The following is a 21891-nucleotide window of genomic DNA, read 5'->3' as shown; positions in this document are numbered from 1 at the left end:
CGCAATGTTATATTCTATATTTTATCAAGGTATCGTTTTAACTCCACACAATCAGGAGTCTAGTATGCACTTACGAAGAGTTCAAGTTCCTAATTTTCGAGGCTTGGATCAAGTTGATATTACGTTTGAGAAAGATTTCTTTCCTCGAATTTTTCCTTTAGGTAGTCAAAATGGAGGCGGTAAAAGTACGCTCTTACAGTTGATTTTTACCCTTCTCCACTGTTCTACTTCTGCCGAAACAAATATGTTTTTACAAAATTTACTTCATAGATTCAATCCTAATCAGTCATCAGAGAAAACTATTTTAGCTACCTTCGAGATTTGGGACGGTTCTAAGGAACACACTATCGAGTTTTTTGCTTATCAAACAATTGATGCAATAAATTCCAAAATAAATGTCAAGGATGATAACGAAAAACGAGGGTTTTCTATGCCTTTTTCTAATCTTCTTTCTGTTCTTTCTGTTCCTTCTGTTCCTTCTGAAAACAAGATTGCTGAAAAAATTTTTTTTGATACTACTACTTTTCCTATTCTTTCTGGAAATGATAGTTCTGCACTAAAACTTCGTGAAGCAAAGAGAATGCTCAAGGAGATCTTCGATGAATGGGAACGGAAAAATTTATTGCATATTTGTAATTATTCTTCAACTAAAAATCAATCATTTGAAGACAAATCATTACTTTGTAAAATAAAGAATAAAATAGGGAATAAAATAGAGAATTTGTCTTCTCATGAAGCTAAAATTTTTTTAGATGAATTGTCAAAAAAAGTATTTTTTGCTTCTCATATAACACAAGATTTTCTATTTATGAATGGAGAATATAGAAAGTTATTTTCTGAAAAAAAAGATGATTCTGAAAAAAACGACTGTTCTAATATAAATTCCTTAAGAACAAAAATCCCAGGTTTTTTTACTTATGATTTTTTCGCAATAGATCTGGTAAATCAATTATTTATAGATGCTAGAAACAAAGATAGAAATGTAATAAAGGATGGAGAAGGCAGTAATTACTATGAAACCTTATTGAAGCAGGATATAAATTCAATTTTGATTAATAAAAAAATCAATTTTTCTCCCAATTCAAACCAAATAACCTTTAAATTAGATAAACAGGGTGAAGAAGTAGATCTATATCCCCAAGATCTTAGTCGTGGCGAATTAAAAAGACTCAGTATTTATGTTTGGCTAAAACATAATGAAATAAAAGATGCTATTGTTTTAATGGATGAAATTGAAATTACATTACATCCAGACTGGCAATATCAAATTATTTTGGATTTACAACAATGGGAACGCAGTAACCAATATATTTTAGCAACCCACTCTTACGAATTATGTCAGGCATTGACCCCTGCTCACGTCAAAGAAATTGAACTTAAGTTAATTAAAAATAAAGATTAATATTGAGAACCATGCGTCTGAACCCAGAGGGATTACAAAAACATTGTGAAACGATTCTTCAATCTCGCAGAATTAAAAATAAAATTGTCATTCTGTGTGAAGGGGATATTCCTAAACTTGAGGGTAGATCTTCACCACAAAGCTATAGTAAAATGGAGAAGATGCCTGATGCTAACTTTTATAAAGCTTGTGTTCCTCAAGGATGGAGTCAAAACCGACCTGAATTTTTTAATTGTGGTGATCGCCAAGATGTGATTGATACCTATTTTAGTTTATTAGATTTACATGAACAAGATCCGATTAACTCTTATTTAGACCCTACAAAACTTTTTGCCATTGTTGATTTAGATATTCAATCTAAAGAGATTGGTCATAATTATCAATTTCCAGATACCGAAACCATCTTTTATGACCTTTATCAAGGATTAAAAGTTAATCAGCAAACTGCATCCCAGCATCGAATTTGGGTAACAGGTTTAATTCACAAAGAATCTTATTTTATTATACCTGAATTGCAAGAAACGTTTGATAGTTGTTCCATGCCTCCCGTTCCCCTTTATACCCCCCTTTATAAGGGAAACAATCTTTTACTGACAGATATCTATAAAGATATGGCTGAATTAATTAATCAAGATCCTGATTTAAACAATCATCTAATAACTGCCTGTCAAAGAATTAACTATTGTCAAAGTTTAAACTGTACTGATGTCAATCAATTAAAAATATCCTGGATTCAGGAATTTAACTCTACCGTAGATGTTACTCGCAAAAATGAATTAATTTATGTGTTATTAACTTTAATAAAAGCTAAAAATTTTTGGCGTAAAATTGAACCGCCTCCTAATTGGAGTGGTTCAGCAGACAATTACAAAGAGCAATTGCTATTAAAGATAGGAAAATTTTATTCAGAACACAGTGATGCTGAATATCATCTGAGCATTTTCTTTAAAATTTTATATCAGTTTGTATAAAATTCTATATTGATAATAACCATTCTATCCCTCTCCTAAGAAACAGTATTTGCTTGGGAGAGAGATAATTCTAAAAACGCTTAAATTCGTGACGGAATGGGATTTTTTTAGAGGTTTTATTCTCCCCTATCAATTTAGACTACAAACGTTCGTTTTCCCGGTCTTCATAATCTTCAGAAGAAGTGGGATCTAATTCCCAGCGTTGATCATCTCGTTTTTCTAAAAATTCTGTTGTCCGAAGGGAAGAGCGATCGCGCATTTCTAAACCCACTGCGGCTGCAATTTCCTCTACAATATCTTGATCCGGTGTGGCGACCGTCCCGCCAACGGCTTCATCCCCAACAGCATTGGCTTGTTCAAAATTAGCATCAATATCTCCACCTGTTAAAACTGCACTGGCTTGATTAAATTGATCACTTTGGCTTAAATGAGCGCGTCTACCCGCACGGTCAGTAGGTTGTCCTTGTAGTCCTGTCCCTAATGATTGGGTAATTTCTGGGGGTAAATCACTAATCATTTCTGGAGCATCACTTTCATCAATTACATCATCATCATTGGTATCCCAATTATCATCCGTATCATCAATCATGATTGTATTGAGTTCTTCGGGATCAACGGGAATTTCTCTTAAACCGATTTCCTCCTCAATGCTTGCTAATTCTGCTAAGGTTGGTTCTTCATCTTGATTCAATTCAATCTCATCTTTAATCTCTTGAATTAAGTTTTGATTGTGAGGAAGTTGATTTTTTTTTCCTTTAGACGGGTGAGTTCGATTAGCCATGATGTTTTCCTGTTTATATCTGCTATTTGCACGGTATCTGACTGAAGCTAGATTTAATAACTTCATAAAGATAGACTCGCGCCTCTCCCCATTTAAAGATCTCTAAACCTGAAAGAATTTTATGAAATTCTCGGAATACTTAATTTATTTATGTTTTATAGAAAAACATCTATCCCAAGTTATAAGCTCGAAATTAAAACTTGAATTTGATTAAAACTCTTCCTCAAGTTATAGAATGAAACCCGAAACACAATTAATAATATAACTTTTGCTAGACGATGAGTTCTCTGTCCAAAGGTTAATGTATAAGCACGTTGATTATTGGCTGAAAAATACCGAATCAACAAATGCTGTTAATCAGGCATTTCTTACATAAACTTCAACCCTTCAGACTTTTTAATTTTAGGAGAAGCTAAAAAAAATGGCATACACTGATGAATCCGGCCGAATTATTGATCATCCCGTTGCTGCGGGAACAGACTATCATGATCGTGTCCGTTGGGGCCCCATTTTTGCAGGTTTAGTTATTGCCATTGGAACTCAATTAATACTGAGTGGAATTGGTGCAGCCATTGGTTTAACTGGACTTGCCAACTCCGGCGCACCTCGTTCTAATGCGGGAGATACGGGAACAGCCGTTGGGATTTGGTCAATTATTAGTTTATTAATTGCTTTGTTTGTTGGGGGTTGGTTAATGGCTCGTGTTTGTGGGCCAATGAATCGCAACACCGCCCTCTTGAATGGAGCTATTTTGTGGGCTACGACCTTAGCGATTAGTGCTTGGTTACTTTCGAGTGGGGTATCTGGTATTTTTGGGATTGTTGCGTCCAATGCTGGAGAAGTAATTAATCAAGTTCAAGAAGGCGGTGTGAATGTTCCGGCGAGGGCTCCCAATGTTTCGGCACAGCAGGCTCAAGATATTGCCTCGAATGCGGCTAAAGCGAGTTGGGCATTCTCCTTTGGCTCTCTATTAGGATTAATTTCAACTTTGGTTGGCTCATCCGTCGGTGTTCATAAACCCTATGCAGGCCCTACAGTACAACCCGGAGTGGGTAGACCTTATGCTCGATAAAATTCCTTAGATTTTATGGTATTCAAACCCATCATTTTATAAACCCAGTTTCTACAAAAAGCTGGGTTTTTAATATTGATTTTTGATTTCCATCTTAAGGGTGAAGAAAGTAATTTTAAAATATGATTAACTCCTATTAAAGCGAGATAAATCATTCAATTTTAATGAAATATTAGGCTTTAATTATTAAGGAAAAATAAAGTATGGTTTTACAAATTGGAGATAATTTACCCATTGGAAGTGTTCGTTGGGCGATCGCTGAAGGCTATATTCCTGACTATAGTAACGGCCCAGAACCTCAATTTACCAGTCATGAAACAGCTTGTATTTTAAATACATCTGATCAAGATGCCTCTGTGAAAATTACCATTTATTTTAGCGATCGTGAACCCGTTGGCCCCTATTGTGTGACGGTTCCCGCAAGACGAACAAAACACCTACGATTTAACGATTTAACCGACCCTGAACCTATTCCCCGTAATACAGATTATGCCAGTGTATTTGAGTCGGATGTTCCGATTGTTGTCCAACATACTCGCCTCGATTCTCGACAGTCGGAAAACGCTTTACTCAGTACCGTTGCTTATTCCTATCGTTAATTAGGGAACAGGAAATGAGTTGGCTGAATTGAGAAGTATCTTAATTGTAATGGGTAGAACTATAGTAAAAATTATCAATCTTTAAGGGATTTTTTTGTTAAGAGGAAAGTTGATCATGGTTAAGATTGGTTATCATGCGTCCCACGAACAATTTAAACCCAGTGAATTGTTAAATTATGTTCAAAAAGCTGAACAAGCGGGGTTTGATTTATCCTTATCTTCCGATCATTTTTATCCTTGGAGTGAAAAGCAAGGACAAAGTGGATTTGCTTGGTCTTGGTTAGGGGCGGCAATGCAAGCCACACCGAATTTATCCTATCGAATTGTTTGCGCCCCAGGTCAACGATATCATCCGGCAATTATTGCCCAAGCTGCTGCAACTTTAGCGGAACTTTTTCCGAATCGATTTTGGTTAACCGTAGGCAGTGGTCAAGCTTTAAATGAACATATAACAGGGGATAAATGGCCGTCTAAAAGCGATCGCAATACTCGTTTAAAAGAATGTGTTGATATTATTCGAGCTTTATGGGCTGGCGAAACTGTGACCCATCGAGGTTTAGTAACAATTGAAGAAGCAAAACTCTATACCCGTCCTGAAATTAATCCCTTAATAATTGGCGCTGCAATTACCGCTAAAACCGCCGAATGGTTAGGAAGTTGGGCTGATGGGTTAATTACTACATCTCGTCCCCCTGAACAATTAAAAGAAGTGGTTGATGCCTTTTATCGAGGAGGAGGAGAGGGAAAACCCATGATTTTAAAAGTGCAGTTATCCTATCATGCTAATGAAACCATTGCTAAACAAGGAGCGTTTGATCAATGGCGAAATAATATTTTTCAAAGTCTGGTTTTATCAGATTTAAAAAATCCTGAACAATTTGATGCGATGGGAAAATTTGTCACCTTAGAAGAAGTTGAAAACAATGTCCGCATTTCCTCCGATCTTCAACAACATATTAGCTGGTTAAAACAAGATATAGAACTAGGGTTTAATGAGATTATTTTACATAACGTCAATCGAGAGCAAAAACAGTTTATTCAAGTATTTGGAAAAGAAGTAATTCCGGTTTTAAGCTGATTAAAAGAAAAGAGAGTTAACCCGGTTTTAATGAATCAGCAAAACAAGTATTTCTTCCTTGAGCTTTTGCTTGGTATAGGGATTGATCTGCCCTAGAAAGAATATCCTCAATGCGGGTATCCTGGGGTTCAGAAATAGCGATTCCAATACTTACCGTCATTTGTAAATTCTCTTTCTCCGTTGGGATAGATAAATCAGCAATTAAACTACAAATATCTTGGGCAATTTTAACTGCATCTTCGAGATTAGTATCTAATAATAAAATCACAAATTCTTCTCCCCCATAGCGTCCAAAATAATCACCTTCTCTGAGGTAATTCCTAATTACTGATGTAAAGGTGATTAAAGCGCGATCGCCCATGAGATGACCATACTGATCATTAATTTGTTTAAAATGATCTAAATCTAATATCAATAAAGAAAAGATTTTTCCCTCTTGAATTGATCGATTAAATTCCACTTCAGCCACTTTAAAAAAACTACGACGATTTAAGATTTGGGTCAGGGAATCCAGTTGAGATAATTGTTCGAGTTGTAACAAAGTGTTTTTTAAGATATCGGTTGTATGTTTTAGGGTTAAATGAGTTTTGACCCGTGCTAACAATTCAGTTTTGATAAAAGGTTTCGTAATAAAATCAACAGCCCCCATCTCAAAGGCATTGACTAAACTCTCTTCTTCATGACTAGCGGTGAGGAAAATAATCGGAATGTCTTGAAACTGGGGATTATTTTTTATGACTTGACAAACCTCTAATCCATCCATTTCAGGCATCATTAAATCCAATAAAATTAAATCCGTTTGATTATTTTTTAGTCGATTTAACGCTTGAAAACCACTGGTTGCAAAGGTGGTATTATATCCAACTTCGCCAAGCATTTGTCCGACTAATTTCAGATTTTGAGTAATATCATCAACAATTAAAATCAGAAAATTTTCAGGAATAAATGTTTTGAGTTGCATAAATCAAAGTCCTTCTTTGCAGTAAAGTTTTAACCTTTCTCCAATCTGAGGAAAATCCTCAATAGTTTGAGGAATTGTATTCCAATCAAACGCTTCTAATTGAGTTTCTAAAGTTTGTATATAATCTAATAAAGGTTGATATTGATACTGTTGCCCCCAGGCAGCCAGACGTTGAACAAAATGTTGTAAATCTCTGGTTCTTAATGTTTTTCGCAACGTATTCCAAACCTGTTCTTCTTCTTGTTGAAGTTTAAACAGGAGTTCTGTACACGCATCAGAACTGAGGAATGAAACAGGAGAAACTCCTAGTTTTTCTTGCGGACTTTCTCTGTCAATCTCGGTATTTTTAGAAGAGTTTTGGCATATTAAATGTCGCTTCATTTCTCTGACTAATTGTGGCAAACTGACCGGCTTTCGCAAGAATCCTTGACAGAGTGATTGAACTTTTGCTTGTTCTTCACTTTGACAAGATGCGGTCAAAATCACAATCGGAATCTGTCGAGTTTTTTCATCTTGTTTGAGAAATTGAGCCACCATTTTTCCGTCCATCTCCGGCATCCGTAAATCCAGAAGAATTAAATCGGGTTGATGAATATTTGCCATCTGAATTGCTTGTTTTCCATTCTCTGCTAGAAATAATAAATGATGAGTTCCGGCAAAGTATCCTTGAATTAATTCTCGGTTAGATTGAACATCATCAACAACCAAAATTGTACTAGCTTGAAATTGGTTGAGATTTCGATCTTGACCAGAATTTAATTTGACCGAGATCGGATTTTTAGCCTGAGCAATGTCGGGAAATACAAAGGTAAAAATACTGCCTCGTCGCAATTGGCTTTGAAGCAATATAATCCCCCCCATCATTTGAGTTAAGCGTTGAGTAATCGCCAATCCTAAACCGGTGCCTCCATACTTACGATTACTTTGTCCGGCACTTTGAACGAAGGCTTCAAAAATACGAGTCTGCTGATGGGGTGCAATCCCAATTCCTGTATCTTCAATCGCAATTTCTAACCAAACTTTTTCGCTATTGCAGGCACAATAGGTTTGAGTTCGTGCAGAAACGCTAATATATCCCTTTTCCGTGAACTTAAGAGCATTACCGACAACGTTAAATAAAATTTGACGTAATCGTATCTCATCAATATAAATCAATTCGGGGACATTATCTTCAATTTGGATGTGTAAAACTAACCCTTTTTCTGTGGCTTTATGGTTAAAAATGTTTTGAATTTCCTGAATCAGCACCCGTAAGTTAACGGGGCCATAATCGAGTTCCAGTTTCCCCGCCTCAATTTTAGACAAATCAAGAATATCGTTAATTAAGGCGAGTAGAGTTCGACTAGCGGTGATTACAGCGTTTAAATAAGAGACAGATCTCGGTTCATGAACAACAGATTGTAGTAAATCTGTAAATCCTAAAATGGCATTCATGGGTGTACGAATTTCATGACTCATATTAGCCAGAAATTCACTTTTAGCTTGGTTTGCCATTTCTGCTTCCTGTCGAGCTTGTTCGAGAGCTATATTTTTTTGGGTTAGTTCTTGACTCCGACGGGTTTCTTGTTCGAGTAATGTGGCTAATTCTTGCTCTAAGCTTTTGCGATCGCTAATTTCAACTAAATATCCCAACATTTCCACGACATTCCCCGCTTCATCTCGAATTTTCCTTAACTGTGTTAAAAACCAGCTATAAGTTCCATCTGCTTTCAACCACCGATATTCATGAACATAATAATCCTCAGTGAATTTTGTTGCTAAGTTGGTTAAAACCCACTCTACATCATCAGGATGAATCTGTTGAATCCAGAAGCTCGAATTTTCTAAAAAAATTTGAGGTTCAAAACCGACAATTTCTTTAACATTTTCACTGATAAAAGTAATCGGATAATTGGTTTCGGGTTTGCAACTTAAAATAACAATGGGAGAATAATTGAGCAGGAAATTTAAGCGATCGCTGGTTTCATTTAATTCTAATTCGGTTTTTTTGCGATCGCTCACATCTAAAATCACCCCTCGCCAAGCAATATCTCCATTGTCTCGATATTCAGGACGGGAAGCTTCTGCAATCCATTTTATATCCCCATTGGGCATTTGATATCGTAACTCATAAAACAGGGGGGTAAGGGTGGCTGCACTGTTTAAAATTGCTATTCGATGTCCCTGGAGATCTTCGAGATGAAACCCGGGTTCTAAAAGTTTATAATTGTTCATTAATTCCAAGGCGGTCAAGCCAAAGACTTCAAAGCAACCATCACTAATATATTCCAAAAAACCAGAACCATCGGGGCGTTTAATATAGGTAAAAATTGCGCCTGGAATATTATCAGCAACGGCTTTTAACTGTTCTTCTCGTTGACGTAGAGTTTCTTCCATGCGTTTGCGATCGCCAATATCAAAGGTCATACCTAAAATTTGTTGAACCTCTCCGTTATCATCTAAAAGGGGAACGTATTTGATAATCACGATATAAGGTTCTAGTCCCTCCATTTGCAATGTAAATTCTCCAATTTGTACGGTTTTGGTCGCAATTGCATGATCAAGTAAGGGCAGATATTTAGAATAAACTTCCGGGGGGTAAATATCTTCATCTCGACGACCGATAAAGTTTTCAATGGGAATTTGGGTGCATTCGGATGTTCGTTGATTGACATACTCAAATCGACGTTCTGAATCATAAATTACAAAGACATCAGGAGCGTGTTGCACTGTTAAAGCAAATAGTTCTTCATTGTGTTTCAGTGCATTTTCGGCTTCTTTGAGATCCGTTAAATCTTGAATACTGCCAACAATTCCACAAATCGTTTTCTGTTCATCTAAATAGGGGGTATAGGTACGCCTCAAATATCGTTTTTTAACAGGATCAATATCCACCCATAAATCATCTTGAATGGCTTCCCCGATTAAACATTGATCCAGAGAAGGTTTAATGGTTTGCTCAAAAAAATTAGTCCCTAAAACCTCAGAAACAGAATGACCAATCACCTTTTCTAAGGGTCGATTTACCAATTTCAAGTAAGCGGGATTAGCCACTTGATAAATATAGTTCTGATCCACTAAACAAATGGCATCCCCAGTGGCTTCAACAATGCGTTCATATCGTCTTAGGGATTCTTCATAATATTTGCGATCGCTAATATCTTCAACAATATAGGAAAACCGAGGACGATCATTTTCCGATAAACCAATATAAGACACCGTTGCTGATAACCATTTCTTTTTCCCATCAGGTTGATCATATTGACACTCAAATTTGACGGGTTTTCCTAAATCTTGACTTTCTCGATAATGATTCATCCAATGTTGAAGCAAAGGGTGATTTATACCTAATTGACTAACAAATTTATGGTGAATTTCCTCATTTTTTTTTCCTAAGAATTGAGCCGTTGCTAAATTGACTGAAAGATGTAAAACATCGGTTTCAAATAGTTCAACGACACCCATCATTATTGGAGAAGAATTATAAAAACTATTCAGAATTTCTTGTTGGTGTTTTAAAGCCGTTTGGGTTTCTTGACTGCGCTCTAATTCTTGCGTTAATCGTTCATTGGTTTGTTCTAATTCAGCCGTTCGTTCTAGGACTTTTGCTTCTAATTCTCGATTAGCTTGTTGCACTTGCTCTAGTAACGTCGCGTGTTCAATTCCCAAAGCAACATGAACCGATAAACTTTCTAAAAATTCTGTTTCTTCGGGTTCCCATGGCTGAATGATCCTAAAATTCTGAGCAATTAATCTACCCCATAGCTGGTTTTCAAATCGAATTTCAACAGCTAAATCTGAATCAGAATTGTGATAGATGACCCCTGCATCGAGAAGTGAGTATTGGGGGTTTTCTACAGATTCAACAATGACTCTTCGATAGCCATCGGCTTCAAATTTTTCAATGATCACGCGATCGCATTCTAACAATTGCCGAACTTCTGTCACCGTTGTCTTTAAAATCAGATCTAAACTTAAAGAAGATCGAATCCGTAAAGCGGTATCTGTTAAAAGCTGATGTCTTTGACTTTGTTCTTTCAGTCTCGTCGTATGAATTGTAACTTCTTGTGAAACTACCATTGTCTCCTGACCCCCTTTGAAACAAAAATGGGCTTGATCGTGAATCTTCCTTTATTATGGAATAAGAATTCAGTGATCTACACCACTTCTGTTACGATTAAAATTAATCCTGCAACGCAATAGAGATTAATTCTTCAACATGACTCACTGGAAAAATTTCTGTCTCCAGTTGTTCTGCGAGTTCTGCTACGGTCATATCATCCAAAAACACAGGTTCTCCTTGTTTTAACATCACCGATGGTAATAAAATTCCATCTCCTAATGATTTTCCTTTTAATCCTTGCAGCAAATCTTGTCCGGTTAATAGACCTGTAACCGTAATTTCTTGACCCCAATATTGACTCGCTAAAGCCACCAAATTCACCGTTAGCCCTGAAATGTCATTTAAGGAGTTTAACAAGGGTTGAAAGGCTTTTTCAACGGCATTTCCCACCACCCAAGTAAACTGGCGGGGAGTTGAACAAGATTGAATCGGGTGTTGTTTGACAGTTTGTTCAAATTCTTTAATAAATTTGCGAATAGAACCTACCCCATTACCAATTTGAGGATAATCTTGATAATGGGATTCAGGCGGTAATTCTGCACCCGCAATTAAAAAGAGTTCATCCGCAATCCAAACACAAGTTGAACCGAATTCTTGTTGAAATTTTTGTTGTAAATTCTGAACTTGAGTAATAATTTCTTGAGCTTTTTCAGGCGTAACTGGGATTAATTCATCTTCCGGGGGACGAAACCGAGTTAACCCCACGGGAACCACCGCGACGGAAGCAACAGTCGGGATTCTACCGCGATGGAATTGAGCTAAATCTAAAAGGGTTTGTTCGAGGTATTTGCCATCATTAATTCCTGGACAAACCACCACTTGAGCATGAATTTGTAAACGGTTCTTTTTAAACCATTTTAACTGATCTAAGATTTGACCCGCACGGGGATTTTTTAATAAGCGAATTCTAACTGGAGGTTCGGTGGCGTGAACAGAAACATACAACGGAGAAAGACGCATTTGTGCAATTCTATCCCATTCCCGTTGAGATAAATTGGTTAAGGTTAAATAGGAACCATACAAAAAGCTCAAGCGATAATCGTCATCTTTTAAGTAGAGGGTTTCTCGTTTTCCGGGGGGTTGTTGATCAATAAAACAAAACGGACAGCGATTATTGCATTGTATTAATCCATCAAATAAAGCGGATTCAAACTCTAAGCCTAAATCTTGATCATAGTCTTTTTCAATTTCAAGTTGATGGGTTTTCCCAAATCGATCTAAAACTTCTAATTCTAAAACTTCATCAGCACATAAAAATTGATAATCAATTAAATCACGAGGTGGTTGTCCGTTAATCGAAACAATCGCATCTCCGGGTTCAAAGCCAATTTCTTCAGCAATAGAATCGGGTAATACGGTTGTAATTTTAGCAGGTCGAATCATAGGAGGAATTAAACATTAACAATCATAGACTCCGTAGAGACGCGCCATGGCACGTCTCTACTCTACTACAAGATTGTAGTCTAAATATTCTTTAACGCACCTCCCCACACAGCCACTAAAATCATGACTCCAAAGGCGAGACGATACCAAACAAAAATCCAGGTACTTTGTTTTTGTAAATAACGAATTAACCAAGCAATTGATAAATAGGAAAAAATAGCGGCGGAAATTAAACCAACACCGATGGGAATCAGGTCTGAATTCCTGATACCAGTTGCAAATACCATTCTTAATTCCACGATTCCCGCTAAAGTAATTGCTGGAATTCCTAATAAAAAGGAAAAACGAGCAGCCGTTGCCCGTTCTAACCCCATAAATAATCCAGCCGTAATGGTTGATCCTGATCGAGATACCCCAGGAATTAAAGCTAAAGCTTCAGCCAAACCCATTAATATTCCATCTCGAACTTTAAGGTGTTCAAAATTCCGTTGTCGTTTGCCTATTTTTTCAGCCAATCCCAATAAAATGGACATCCCAATCGAGGCGAATGCAATCGTTTCCAGACTTCGCAAAGGAGAGTTATCATAATCAGGAATCAACAGTTTAATTAACAATCCAAAAAAGACAATTGGAATCGTTCCTAATGCAATCCCTAACGCTAAACGAAAGTCTACAGACTCATAATCCTTTTTTTGAATCGCTCGCCATGATCCCAGGACAACTTGAACTAAATCCTGCCAAAAAAACCACACCACTGCCGCAATACTGCCTAACTGAATAATGGCTGTAAATTCAATACCGGGATCTCCCCAACCTAACATGACTGGAATGACTTTTAAATGGGCGGTACTGCTAATGGGTAAAAATTCTGTTACTCCTTGAATTAATCCTAAAAAAAATGCCTCTAATAGATTAATGTCGGAACCGATTGAAGCCGAAGATGCCGTTTGAGCCAATACATCTGCTGCTCCTAAATTCAAAAATAAATCAGGCATAGAAATCATAGAAGACAAACTCAATAACATCTGATTACACATCACAAGTCCCTATTTCCCTTAACAAGGGAAATTTCAGGATACAATCTATAGACCCATCAAATAATAGCCTGATTAGCTAATCAATGAACTCTGATGTTAAAAACACTCTGGCTTAACTTTAACAGTAAATTGTCATTTGTTCATAAGAAGTTATTTAAAACAGGCTTTTATTTAAGGGAGGGTTAAAATGAGAATTCTCTTAGAATTCTACAGGATGCTGTCCATAATAAGGCAATGCTTCTGACCAGTGAGAATGCTTTCCCAATTTCCAGTCTAAATATCCTAATTCTAATAATTGCATGGCGGTTTCTCCTAATCCTGCTTCTACCTTTACCCGATGATAGGGAGTTTGCCAAGACGCTATGGTTTGTTCCCACTGTTGAGAGGACATGACGCTATCCGCTAAAAGGGGAACTAAGCCGAAATTGGTTTCTGGATTTTGACCATAAATTGCCACAAAAAGTTGACCTCGTTGTGCTCGCATTTCTAATGCAATCACTAAGTTTTCATCCTGATTTTGTCTGCGTTGAAGTTGTTCTTTCCAAGCGATCGCCGCTAAACTAGAAATGGCAAAAACTGGAATATTTAACTGTTGAGCTAAGGTGCGGGCGGTGACGACTCCGATTCGAGTTCCAGTAAAACTTCCTGGGCCTTTAGCTACTGTAATCCATCCTAAATCTAACCAAGTTTGGGGTTGAATAAACTCTAATAAATAGTGATGCAGATGGGTGGATAAATCCCGTCCTATTGCCCAGGATTGACTGCGCTGAACGTCTTGAAAGTTACTAATCGCTAATCCCAGGTCAGGACTACTGGTGTGAATGGCTAAACCATAAACGGGTTGAGAGGAAATCGGTTGCACAGAATCTAATTAAGAAGGATTGCGGGAAAAAAAGATGGGCATGGAAATAAACAAGCCCGCTAGGATTATACCAAACATTCCGTCCGCCCAAATCCTTAAATTTAACCAGCCAAACATTAAAAATAGAGTGGTAATCGTTGCAAACAGTTGATTCAGTTGCAGAGTATTGGTGTGAGTGACTTGATGTTTAACACCCCAAAATCCTCCCGCAATCACTAAAGCCATGATGGGTTTTAAGATAATAATTTTATCGCTAAAGATAAAGATAATCATGGCAACCATTAACAGATCAAGCCAGAATTCTTTCTTTTTAATTTGCTGGCTCCAAAACGTTCGAGTTGTCAATTGAAACAACTTCCAAAGAAACTTATGATTCTGAAATCGGATCATTTGATTTCTAATTTTTGTCTTTCGATCTAGTTTTAACAAAGATGTCCATTCAGGAACATTTTGATTATTCACTCGCCCTAAAAGTTTGACTTTCTCAAGATTATTGATTTGGCAATAGGTTAATTCATATCCGATAATTGGAACTAACTCTTTATATTTTACAGAGCGATTTTTATCTCGATTTAAAACAATCGTTAACTGATTGATATGGTTTTGATTGACGCTCACCTGAATAATCCCATAGGGCTCTAAACGCTTTTGAAGAATTCCTGAAATTAGGTTGATTTTATTTAAGAGTCTTGGTGGGGGTAATTCAGGAACTTTTTCTTCAGAAACCGCAGGTTCAGAAACATCAGAAATATTCGGAATAGAAGGAGAAGGCTGAATGAATTGAGGCTGTTCTGGTAAGGGTTTAAATCCCGTTTCAGGATTGATTGTTAATCCCGGCATTACTGGAACATAATCCGGTTTAGGATTAATGTGGCGTAAAATTGCTGCCGCCGAATTGTAACGATTACGGGTTGCACCCTGCAACATTTTATCTAAAATATATCCTAATTCATCACTGACAGGTGCTTTTAAATAATCTCGCCAAACCCAATTTCCTTCTGCACTATCAAATAAATCAAAGGGAGGAACATTAGTCAGTAAATGAATACAAGTCACTCCTAAACTATATAAATCACTGGAAAAAACGGCTTTTCCCATTAATTGTTCTGGGGCTGTATAAGCAGCACTCCCAATCATGGTTCCCGTTTTAGGCAACATTCCCCCGGTGACTAATTTAGCAGCCCCAAAATCTACTAAAACTAAATTTCCAATCGGTTTTTTCGTATTAAACCGACGAATAATATTTTCGGGTTTAATATCTCGATGGATGACTTTATTTTCATGAACAAACTGCAAAATTGGCAACAAATCTTTTAAAATAAACCATATTTTTTCTTCAGTAAATACCCCTTTTTTTTGCAATTCTTGAGCTAAATTTTTTCCTTCAATAAATTCTTGAACTAAATATTGATAGCCGTCTTGTTCAAAATAACCTAACTCTGTGGGAATTTGGGGATGTTGCCCCAAGATTTTTAATTGTTTAGCTTCTTGCTCAAATAATTCTGTGGCTTTCCTCGCATTACTCCCTTGGGGAAAAAATTGTTTAATCACACAATAAGGTGTTAAGGGTTGACTTTCATCAACCACTAAAAATGTCCGACCAAATCCCCCCTGTCCAATTAATTGAATCCCTCGATAAACAACAGACTCAGCTTCATTAGAAACAGAACTCAACAATAATTTAGATCCACAATTTTGACAAAATTTAGCATCACTAAAATTCTGCGGATTAGAACAATTCGGATTAAAACAATAACTCATTTTTTATAGAAGGGAACAGGGAATTACGAATTACGAATTACGAATGGGAAGAGTTTTATTAAAAACTAACAAAGCTAACAGTTAAAACTCAACCATTAACTGATAACTGGTACAGACGTGCCATGGCACGTCTCTACTGATAACTGATAATGCGGATACTTGATAACTGTTTAAGTCGGAACTAACTCCCCGGGTCTTAATTTCGCCCATTTACCGTTTTCTTCTTTAAAACTCAAACATCCGACTACATCCCATTCCATTTCAATTTCATAGTCGTTAGGGGTGCGGATATTGACGTTAATGGTGGGTTCGGTGGGTTCAAAGGTGGGGTTTTCGGTCAAATGGCGTTCTTGATGCTGGGTTTCTACGGCGTGGTAGGTGGTACAGCGATCAACATAATGACAATTCACACAAATACACATGATTCTATTCCTCGGTGATTGCCAAGGGTGAAACTTGTCCATCCCTTTGATGCTAATTTAGCGTAGGTAGGCCTTAACCTGCTTGACAATCTCATTGATTTTTGTTGCAATGCCTGAAGCTTTAGCCGATGTCTTCTCTCCTGCCACTTGGCCGTTTGAACTGAATGATTTACCTCAACCTGCCTATTTGGTTGGGGGTGCAGTTCGAGACGGGTTAATGGGTCGTACAACACCCATTTTAGATTTAGATTTTGTCCTCTTACAAGATGCGGTCAAAACAGCGCGAACTCTGGCTGAACAGTATCAGGCTGGGTTCGTTTTGTTGGATGCTCAACGGCATATTGCACGGGTTGTCTTTGACCAAGTAACAGTTGACTTTGCTCAAGCCCAAGGAAATAGTTTAGAACAGGATTTACGCCGACGAGACTTTACAGTTAATGCGATCGCTTTTGATCCGTTTACCCAAACCTTTATTGATCTTAACAAGGGTCAAGAAGATTTACAACGGCGTTTAATTAAAATGATTTCTCCAGAAAATTTACAAGATGATCCATTACGATTATTAAGAGGATATCGTCAAGCTGCCCAATTAGGATTTAAAATCGAGGATCAAACCCAAGCTGCTATTCAAGAATTTGCACCGTTGTTAAGTCGGGTTGCAGTCGAACGCATTCGCACCGAGTTAGTTTATTTATTAAATACCCCCAATGCAACACCTTTGATACAACAAGCTTGGGAAGTTGGTTTACTTTCTCCTTATTTTAAGGGTGCAGACCAGCAGTTTAAACGATTATCTCAAATAGATATATCTGCAATAAAAGTAGGAGAAATTTACCCTCAAGTTTTACTTGAATTATCTCAAGAATTGAGCTATACCTTAAAAATATCCCGTTTAGCGATCGCAAAATTAACTTGTTTGTTAAATCAGGATATTACTTTAGCAGAAACAGAATTATTAGGGTTAAAATTGAGTAAATTAGAATTAAAAAGCACTTTAGCGATTTTAAAAGGTTTATCTCAATTAAAGTTGTTAAAAACCAGAGAGCTATCTCTAAGAGAACAATATTTTTTATTCCAAAATTTAGGATTATTATTTTCAGCGTTAATTGTAAGTGCAATAGCCGATGGATTTTCCTTAGAAAGTATTTCTCCTTTAATGAATCGTTATCTAAACCCCAATGATCCCGTCGCCCATCCCCAACTGTTATTAACAGGGAATGAATTAATGGAAGCCTTAAATTTACGTCCGAGTCCTAAAATTGGAGAACTTTTATTAGAGATTCAGTTAGGACAAATTGAAGGTAAAATCACAACCATTGAAGAAGCGATCGCTTTTGCTCAACAATTATTATAATTAATCCTCGTAGGGGCGGGTTCACAAAAATTGATAATATCCATAAAAAATCTACCTAAACCCGCCCCGATTAACCTTGATTATAGGTTCTCATAAAGGCTAAAAATTCTTTAATTACTTATAACTGCAATTGATTTAAAATATTAAAATTTGAACGATAATACTCATCTTTATCTTTATTTTTGAGAAACTGCTTATATTGTGTAATAATTATTTACAAAATATCAGCCCATGACTATTGATATTTTAGAGAAACTGAGGCAAGTTTGTATTAGTAATAAAAATTTTTAGTAAAGAAATTATTTATATTTATGCAAACTAAAATCATCCATAAATTAGGATTAACTTTAACTCTTGTATTCAGTCTGGCTATTCCCGCATTGGGTCAACGCCAAATGTGGTTAGATCAAACCACCCCCCAAAATTGGAATAAACCTGGGGTTAATATTCCTAAAACCAAATTATATCCCATTCCAGAAAATTGTCAAAAGATGATTCAACCTCCTCGTAATACTACTGAACGTCTTATTACACAAGCAGGTTGGAAACTATTAAACTATAAAAGAACTAATGGCAAAACAACACTATTTCTAGCAATATCACAAACAGATATAAAATGCCGTTTAGCAGAATCTCAAATATTTGTATTCCATAACGGTATTTTTGCTGGAACCGGATCACCAACAACTATTATATATCGCCTTGATGGAGCTTTTAGAGATTTTAAATTATTAACAGAAAAGACATTCATAGTAAAATTTGATCGTTATCGAGATTCTGACGCTTCCTGTTGTCCTTCTGGTAGTACAATAGTTAATTTCAAAATTGATACGGTTAGTGGTCGCCCGCTCGTTGTTCCTGTAAAAACTAATACTAGGGCTTTTTCTGATAGTGACTTATAAAAAATGTTACTGCTTAAAATTGAATGAATGATTATCAAAAAGTTTAATAGAATAAAATTAAACCCGCCCGGGCGGGTTGTATTAGTATTGTTACTGTGTCAAATTCTCAACTATGAGTTAACTGATTTCATCTGAGTCTACCCATTCACTATAGGAAGAATCATAACCAATATAATGAACATAATATTGATCTCCTTCAATTTTTTCAATAATAGCGGAATACCATTCTTCCTCCTCATCATCCCAAACTTTCACCTTTTGACCCAGCCCATATCCATTATCATCCGTTGTCCGATGATCTCGAACACGAACCTCATCTTCATTCACCCATTCATCATCCGATGAACCATAACCAACATAATGAATATAATACTCGTTTTCTTTGACTTTTTGGATTGTAGATTCATACCAATCTTCATCCTCTTCATCCCAAACTTCTACCGTTTGACCGACTTTATATTGAGTCGAACCCGAAGAAACAGAACCCGATACTGGATTAGAATTAATCGGTAAAGTTGCTGCGGGTAATTCCGATTTTACAGACTCTTGAGCTTGTAAAATTACTTTACGCGCAACGGTTTGAATCCCTGTATGTTGATAATAATTTGTGCTTTGATCAATAAAAGCAGCCACAAAATCTAAATTATCATCCGCAATTTGGATAGAATTTCCCAAAGCATTAAAAATAGATTGGGGGGTGATTCCCGTTTTAGCCACTAAATTATTAATCCAACCCTGAACTGCATCAAACCCTTGGGTTATAAAACCCAATTTATCCGAAGGTGTCCCCCCTGGAATAAAATTACTCAAGGCTGAAAAGACTGGATTCTGGGTTAAAATAGTGGTATCAGATTGAGCAATCGTTTGATGGATTTTACTCAAGAAGTTAGGGCCTAATGGCAACATTCCATCTAAACAAACTAAAGCCACCATCCGCATTAATGCAGCATCTTGATAATTATTATTCAGGGCTTTAACAAATTCTTGAGGGTTGGGTTGAGGAATGCCATTTAACTTACAAAACGCAATAATCTCAACCGCAATTTTTAAGACTAAATCAAAGCTTTGGGTAACTTCAGGTTTAGGCGTAATACTGCTTAAAATAGACAGAAAGCTGATTTTTTCTCCAACTTTATTGGCTAAAGCTGCTGTTGCCATTGCTACATCAGCCGTATCAATGGTTTGATATAATTGAACGGCTGATTGATAACCCGATTTTGGATCATGATATAAAACAACAGCCCGATCTCGAATTTTTTGGATGATTTGAGTATCGGTTTCCCCTGTAATAGTACGGATACTATTCTCAAATCCGACTAAATTTGTCCACTGTCCCGGCATTAAATAATCAATAGCCTTCAAGACTTTCACCGTAATATTATCGGCGGGAAGTTCATCCACTAACTGCACAATAGATTTATCCATAAATCAGAGTCTCAACCCTCTAAATTGTTACTTAATATCCTACTCTATTAAAATTAGAAATCCGCATTCCTTTAGCAAAATTTTAAATTAAGTGATCGCCCATTTTTATTAAAATAAGAAATAGTGACCCAAATCCTGTAAAATAAACCTGTGTCACCCCTTGCCTTGGTTCAACTCCATGCTTTGCGACTACTTAGTACAAATTCTCACCGCCCGTGTTTACGATGTTGCCCAAGAAACACCCCTAGAATACGCTCCTAACCTCTCCGCCCGTCTGAATAATAAATTACTCTTAAAGCGAGAAGATATGCAGTCTGTCTTTTCCTTCAAATTGCGGGGAGCTTATAACAAAATGGCTCATCTTCCTCCCGATTTATTAAAGCAGGGAGTGATTGCCGCATCAGCCGGAAATCATGCCCAAGGTGTTGCCCTCGGTGCGTCTCAATTAGGAACAAAAGCAATTATTGTGATGCCTGTAACCACCCCTCAAGTTAAAGTAAATGCCGTCAAAGCAAGAGGGGGGGAAGTCGTTTTATATGGCGATACCTTTGATGAAGCTTGTGCTTATGCCCGTCAATTAGAAGCTGAAAAAGGATTAACCTTTATTCACCCTTTTGATGACCCCCATGTGATTGCCGGACAAGGTACAATTGGCATGGAAATTTTACGCCAATATCAACAACCCATTCATGCTATTTTTGTTGCCATTGGTGGCGGGGGATTAATCTCAGGAATTGCCGCTTATATTAAACGATTACGTCCTGAAATTAAAATCATCGGAGTTGAACCCGTTGATGCCGATGCTATGTCACAATCTCTCAAAGCCGGACATCGAATTAAGTTATCACAAGTCGGGTTATTTGCGGATGGGGTAGCCGTGCGAGAAGTGGGGGAAGAAACCTTCCGTTTATGTCAAGAATATGTGGATGAAATTATATTAGTAGATACAGATGATACTTGTGCGGCAATTAAAGATGTTTTTGAAGATACTCGTTCAATTTTAGAACCTGCTGGAGCCTTAGCAATTGCGGGAGCAAAGGCTTATGTTGAACGAGAACAAATTCAAGGAGAAACCTTAATTGCTGTTGCTTGCGGGGCGAATATGAATTTTGATCGCTTACGATTTGTAGCCGAACGTGCGGAATTTGGAGAACGTCGAGAGGCTATTTTTGCCGTGACAATTCCTGAAGAACCTGGCAGTTTACGCAAGTTTTGTGAATGTATTGGTAAACGCAATTTAACCGAATTTAACTATCGAATTGCCGATGAAAAAGAAGCCCATATTTTTGTCGGAATGCAGATTAAAAATCGGGCTGATGCAGCAGAAATGATCAAGAATTTTGAGGAAAATGGATTTAAAACAATTGATTTAACCGATGATGAATTAACTAAATTACATCTGCGACACATGGTCGGAGGACGGTCGGGTTTAGCCCATCATGAATTACTCTATCGGTTTGAATTTCCTGAACGTCCAGGGGCGTTAATGAAGTTTGTTTGTTCCATGAGTCCAAACTGGAATATTAGTTTATTTCACTATCGCAATAATGGCGCAGACTATGGAAGAATTGTGGTAGGAATGCAGGTTCCCCCTGAAGAAATGGCAGAATGGCAAGCATTTTTAGACGGTTTAGGTTATCGCTATTGGGATGAGAATAAAAACCCAGCCTATAAACTGTTTTTATCCCAAAAATAAAACAATCCCAGCTTTTTACAATCAACGGTTGACTGCTGCTCTATTATTGCTGTTTTTACTATCCTTTTCAACCCACCCCACAA

17 protein-coding genes are annotated in these 21891 nt (G+C 37.0%); 8 read left to right on the top strand and 9 right to left on the bottom strand.

What is annotated here, in order from left to right:
• Positions 1-64 precede the first annotated feature (64 nt).
• Complete coding sequence (locus PL9214_RS10080) at positions 65-1402, top strand: AAA family ATPase (RefSeq protein WP_072718590.1); 1338 nt, start codon at positions 65-67, stop codon at positions 1400-1402.
• Between the two features lie 11 nt (positions 1403-1413).
• A complete protein-coding gene (locus tag PL9214_RS10075) occupies positions 1414-2373 on the top strand; it encodes a hypothetical protein (RefSeq protein ID WP_072718589.1) in 960 nt (319 codons plus the stop codon).
• 139 nt (positions 2374-2512) lie between these two features.
• Here the strand turns inward: PL9214_RS10075 and PL9214_RS10070 are convergent, their stop codons facing one another.
• Complete coding sequence (locus tag PL9214_RS10070; protein WP_245824208.1) at positions 2513-3154, bottom strand: DUF6335 family protein; 642 nt, start codon at positions 3152-3154, stop codon at positions 2513-2515.
• Positions 3155-3575: 421 nt separating this feature from the next.
• Between PL9214_RS10070 and PL9214_RS10065 the strand changes: the two genes are divergently transcribed.
• The 3 genes from PL9214_RS10065 to PL9214_RS10055 all read left to right on the top strand — a co-directional run bounded on the left by PL9214_RS10065 (position 3576) and on the right by PL9214_RS10055 (position 5903).
• A complete protein-coding gene (locus tag PL9214_RS10065; RefSeq protein ID WP_072718588.1) occupies positions 3576-4226 on the top strand; it encodes a hypothetical protein in 651 nt (216 codons plus the stop codon).
• Positions 4227-4429: 203 nt separating this feature from the next.
• Positions 4430-4825 carry a sensory rhodopsin transducer gene (locus PL9214_RS10060; protein WP_072718587.1) on the top strand — a complete coding sequence of 132 codons (396 nt, stop codon included), beginning with the start codon at positions 4430-4432 and terminating at the stop codon, positions 4823-4825.
• A 115-nt stretch (positions 4826-4940) separates the two neighbouring features.
• Entirely contained in the window at positions 4941-5903 is a 963-nt protein-coding gene (locus PL9214_RS10055; protein WP_072718586.1) for a TIGR03885 family FMN-dependent LLM class oxidoreductase, read from the top strand.
• Positions 5904-5919: 16 nt separating this feature from the next.
• Here PL9214_RS10055 and PL9214_RS10050 read toward each other — a convergent pair whose 3' ends face one another.
• From PL9214_RS10050 to PL9214_RS10020, 7 genes are all read right to left on the bottom strand, one after another.
• The gene (locus PL9214_RS10050; RefSeq protein WP_072718585.1) at positions 5920-6864 is read right to left on the bottom strand and encodes a diguanylate cyclase; all 945 of its coding nucleotides are present in this window, start codon (positions 6862-6864) and stop codon (positions 5920-5922) included.
• A gap of 3 nt (positions 6865-6867) precedes the next feature.
• The gene (locus PL9214_RS10045) at positions 6868-10923 is read right to left on the bottom strand and encodes a PAS domain S-box protein (RefSeq protein WP_072718584.1); all 4056 of its coding nucleotides are present in this window, start codon (positions 10921-10923) and stop codon (positions 6868-6870) included.
• Positions 10924-11026: 103 nt separating this feature from the next.
• Complete coding sequence (locus tag PL9214_RS10040; protein ID WP_072718583.1) at positions 11027-12349, bottom strand: TIGR03279 family radical SAM protein; 1323 nt, start codon at positions 12347-12349, stop codon at positions 11027-11029.
• Positions 12350-12429: 80 nt separating this feature from the next.
• Complete coding sequence (locus tag PL9214_RS10035; protein WP_437126712.1) at positions 12430-13353, bottom strand: undecaprenyl-diphosphate phosphatase; 924 nt, start codon at positions 13351-13353, stop codon at positions 12430-12432.
• 232 nt (positions 13354-13585) lie between these two features.
• A complete protein-coding gene (gene tsaB / locus PL9214_RS10030) occupies positions 13586-14248 on the bottom strand; it encodes a tRNA (adenosine(37)-N6)-threonylcarbamoyltransferase complex dimerization subunit type 1 TsaB (RefSeq protein WP_072718582.1) in 663 nt (220 codons plus the stop codon).
• A 9-nt stretch (positions 14249-14257) separates the two neighbouring features.
• Positions 14258-16009, bottom strand: coding sequence for a serine/threonine-protein kinase (locus tag PL9214_RS10025; RefSeq protein ID WP_072718581.1), 1752 nt, complete (start codon positions 16007-16009; stop codon positions 14258-14260).
• A gap of 170 nt (positions 16010-16179) precedes the next feature.
• Positions 16180-16431, bottom strand: a complete 252-nt coding sequence (locus tag PL9214_RS10020; RefSeq protein WP_072718580.1) for a Ycf34 family protein — start codon at positions 16429-16431, stop codon at positions 16180-16182.
• A 109-nt stretch (positions 16432-16540) separates the two neighbouring features.
• Here PL9214_RS10020 and PL9214_RS10015 point away from each other — a divergent pair, with 109 nt between their 5' ends.
• Positions 16541-17785 carry a tRNA nucleotidyltransferase/poly(A) polymerase-related protein gene (locus PL9214_RS10015; protein ID WP_072718579.1) on the top strand — a complete coding sequence of 415 codons (1245 nt, stop codon included), beginning with the start codon at positions 16541-16543 and terminating at the stop codon, positions 17783-17785.
• Positions 17786-18096: 311 nt separating this feature from the next.
• Entirely contained in the window at positions 18097-18687 is a 591-nt protein-coding gene (locus PL9214_RS10010; RefSeq protein WP_072718578.1) for an LppP/LprE family lipoprotein, read from the top strand.
• Between the two features lie 117 nt (positions 18688-18804).
• On the opposite strand, the gene PL9214_RS10005 is transcribed toward PL9214_RS10010, so the two are convergent.
• Complete coding sequence (locus PL9214_RS10005; RefSeq protein WP_072718577.1) at positions 18805-20112, bottom strand: MBT domain-containing protein; 1308 nt, start codon at positions 20110-20112, stop codon at positions 18805-18807.
• A 178-nt stretch (positions 20113-20290) separates the two neighbouring features.
• On the opposite strand from PL9214_RS10005, the gene ilvA reads away from it, so the two are divergent.
• Positions 20291-21808, top strand: a complete 1518-nt coding sequence (gene ilvA / locus PL9214_RS10000; RefSeq protein ID WP_072718576.1) for a threonine ammonia-lyase, biosynthetic — start codon at positions 20291-20293, stop codon at positions 21806-21808.
• Positions 21809-21891: the final 83 nt, after the last annotated feature.

Source organism: Planktothrix tepida PCC 9214 (assembly GCF_900009145.1).
Classification (GTDB): Bacteria; Cyanobacteriota; Cyanobacteriia; order Cyanobacteriales; family Microcoleaceae; genus Planktothrix; species Planktothrix tepida.
Note: the sequence above shows the minus strand (reverse complement) of the source record. Positions and strands in the feature narration are given on the sequence as shown.

What these genes read in the sequence shown, in the direction of transcription:
- PL9214_RS10080 (WP_072718590.1), top strand. Translation starts at nt 65, where the DNA reads ATGCACTTACGAAGAGTTCAAGTTCCTAATTTTCGAGGCTTGGATCAA.
- PL9214_RS10075 (WP_072718589.1), top strand. Translation starts at nt 1,414, where the DNA reads ATGCGTCTGAACCCAGAGGGATTACAAAAACATTGTGAAACGATTCTT.
- PL9214_RS10070 (WP_245824208.1), bottom strand. Translation starts at nt 3,154, where the DNA reads ATGGCTAATCGAACTCACCCGTCTAAAGGAAAAAAAAATCAACTTCCT.
- PL9214_RS10065 (WP_072718588.1), top strand. Translation starts at nt 3,576, where the DNA reads ATGGCATACACTGATGAATCCGGCCGAATTATTGATCATCCCGTTGCT.
- PL9214_RS10060 (WP_072718587.1), top strand. Translation starts at nt 4,430, where the DNA reads ATGGTTTTACAAATTGGAGATAATTTACCCATTGGAAGTGTTCGTTGG.
- PL9214_RS10055 (WP_072718586.1), top strand. Translation starts at nt 4,941, where the DNA reads ATGGTTAAGATTGGTTATCATGCGTCCCACGAACAATTTAAACCCAGT.
- PL9214_RS10050 (WP_072718585.1), bottom strand. Translation starts at nt 6,864, where the DNA reads ATGCAACTCAAAACATTTATTCCTGAAAATTTTCTGATTTTAATTGTT.
- PL9214_RS10045 (WP_072718584.1), bottom strand. Translation starts at nt 10,923, where the DNA reads ATGGTAGTTTCACAAGAAGTTACAATTCATACGACGAGACTGAAAGAA.
- PL9214_RS10040 (WP_072718583.1), bottom strand. Translation starts at nt 12,349, where the DNA reads ATGATTCGACCTGCTAAAATTACAACCGTATTACCCGATTCTATTGCT.
- PL9214_RS10035 (WP_437126712.1), bottom strand. Translation starts at nt 13,353, where the DNA reads ATGATTTCTATGCCTGATTTATTTTTGAATTTAGGAGCAGCAGATGTA.
- PL9214_RS10025 (WP_072718581.1), bottom strand. Translation starts at nt 16,009, where the DNA reads ATGAGTTATTGTTTTAATCCGAATTGTTCTAATCCGCAGAATTTTAGT.
- PL9214_RS10020 (WP_072718580.1), bottom strand. Translation starts at nt 16,431, where the DNA reads ATGTGTATTTGTGTGAATTGTCATTATGTTGATCGCTGTACCACCTAC.
- PL9214_RS10015 (WP_072718579.1), top strand. Translation starts at nt 16,541, where the DNA reads ATGCCTGAAGCTTTAGCCGATGTCTTCTCTCCTGCCACTTGGCCGTTT.
- PL9214_RS10010 (WP_072718578.1), top strand. Translation starts at nt 18,097, where the DNA reads ATGCAAACTAAAATCATCCATAAATTAGGATTAACTTTAACTCTTGTA.
- PL9214_RS10005 (WP_072718577.1), bottom strand. Translation starts at nt 20,112, where the DNA reads ATGGATAAATCTATTGTGCAGTTAGTGGATGAACTTCCCGCCGATAAT.
- ilvA (WP_072718576.1), top strand. Translation starts at nt 20,291, where the DNA reads ATGCTTTGCGACTACTTAGTACAAATTCTCACCGCCCGTGTTTACGAT.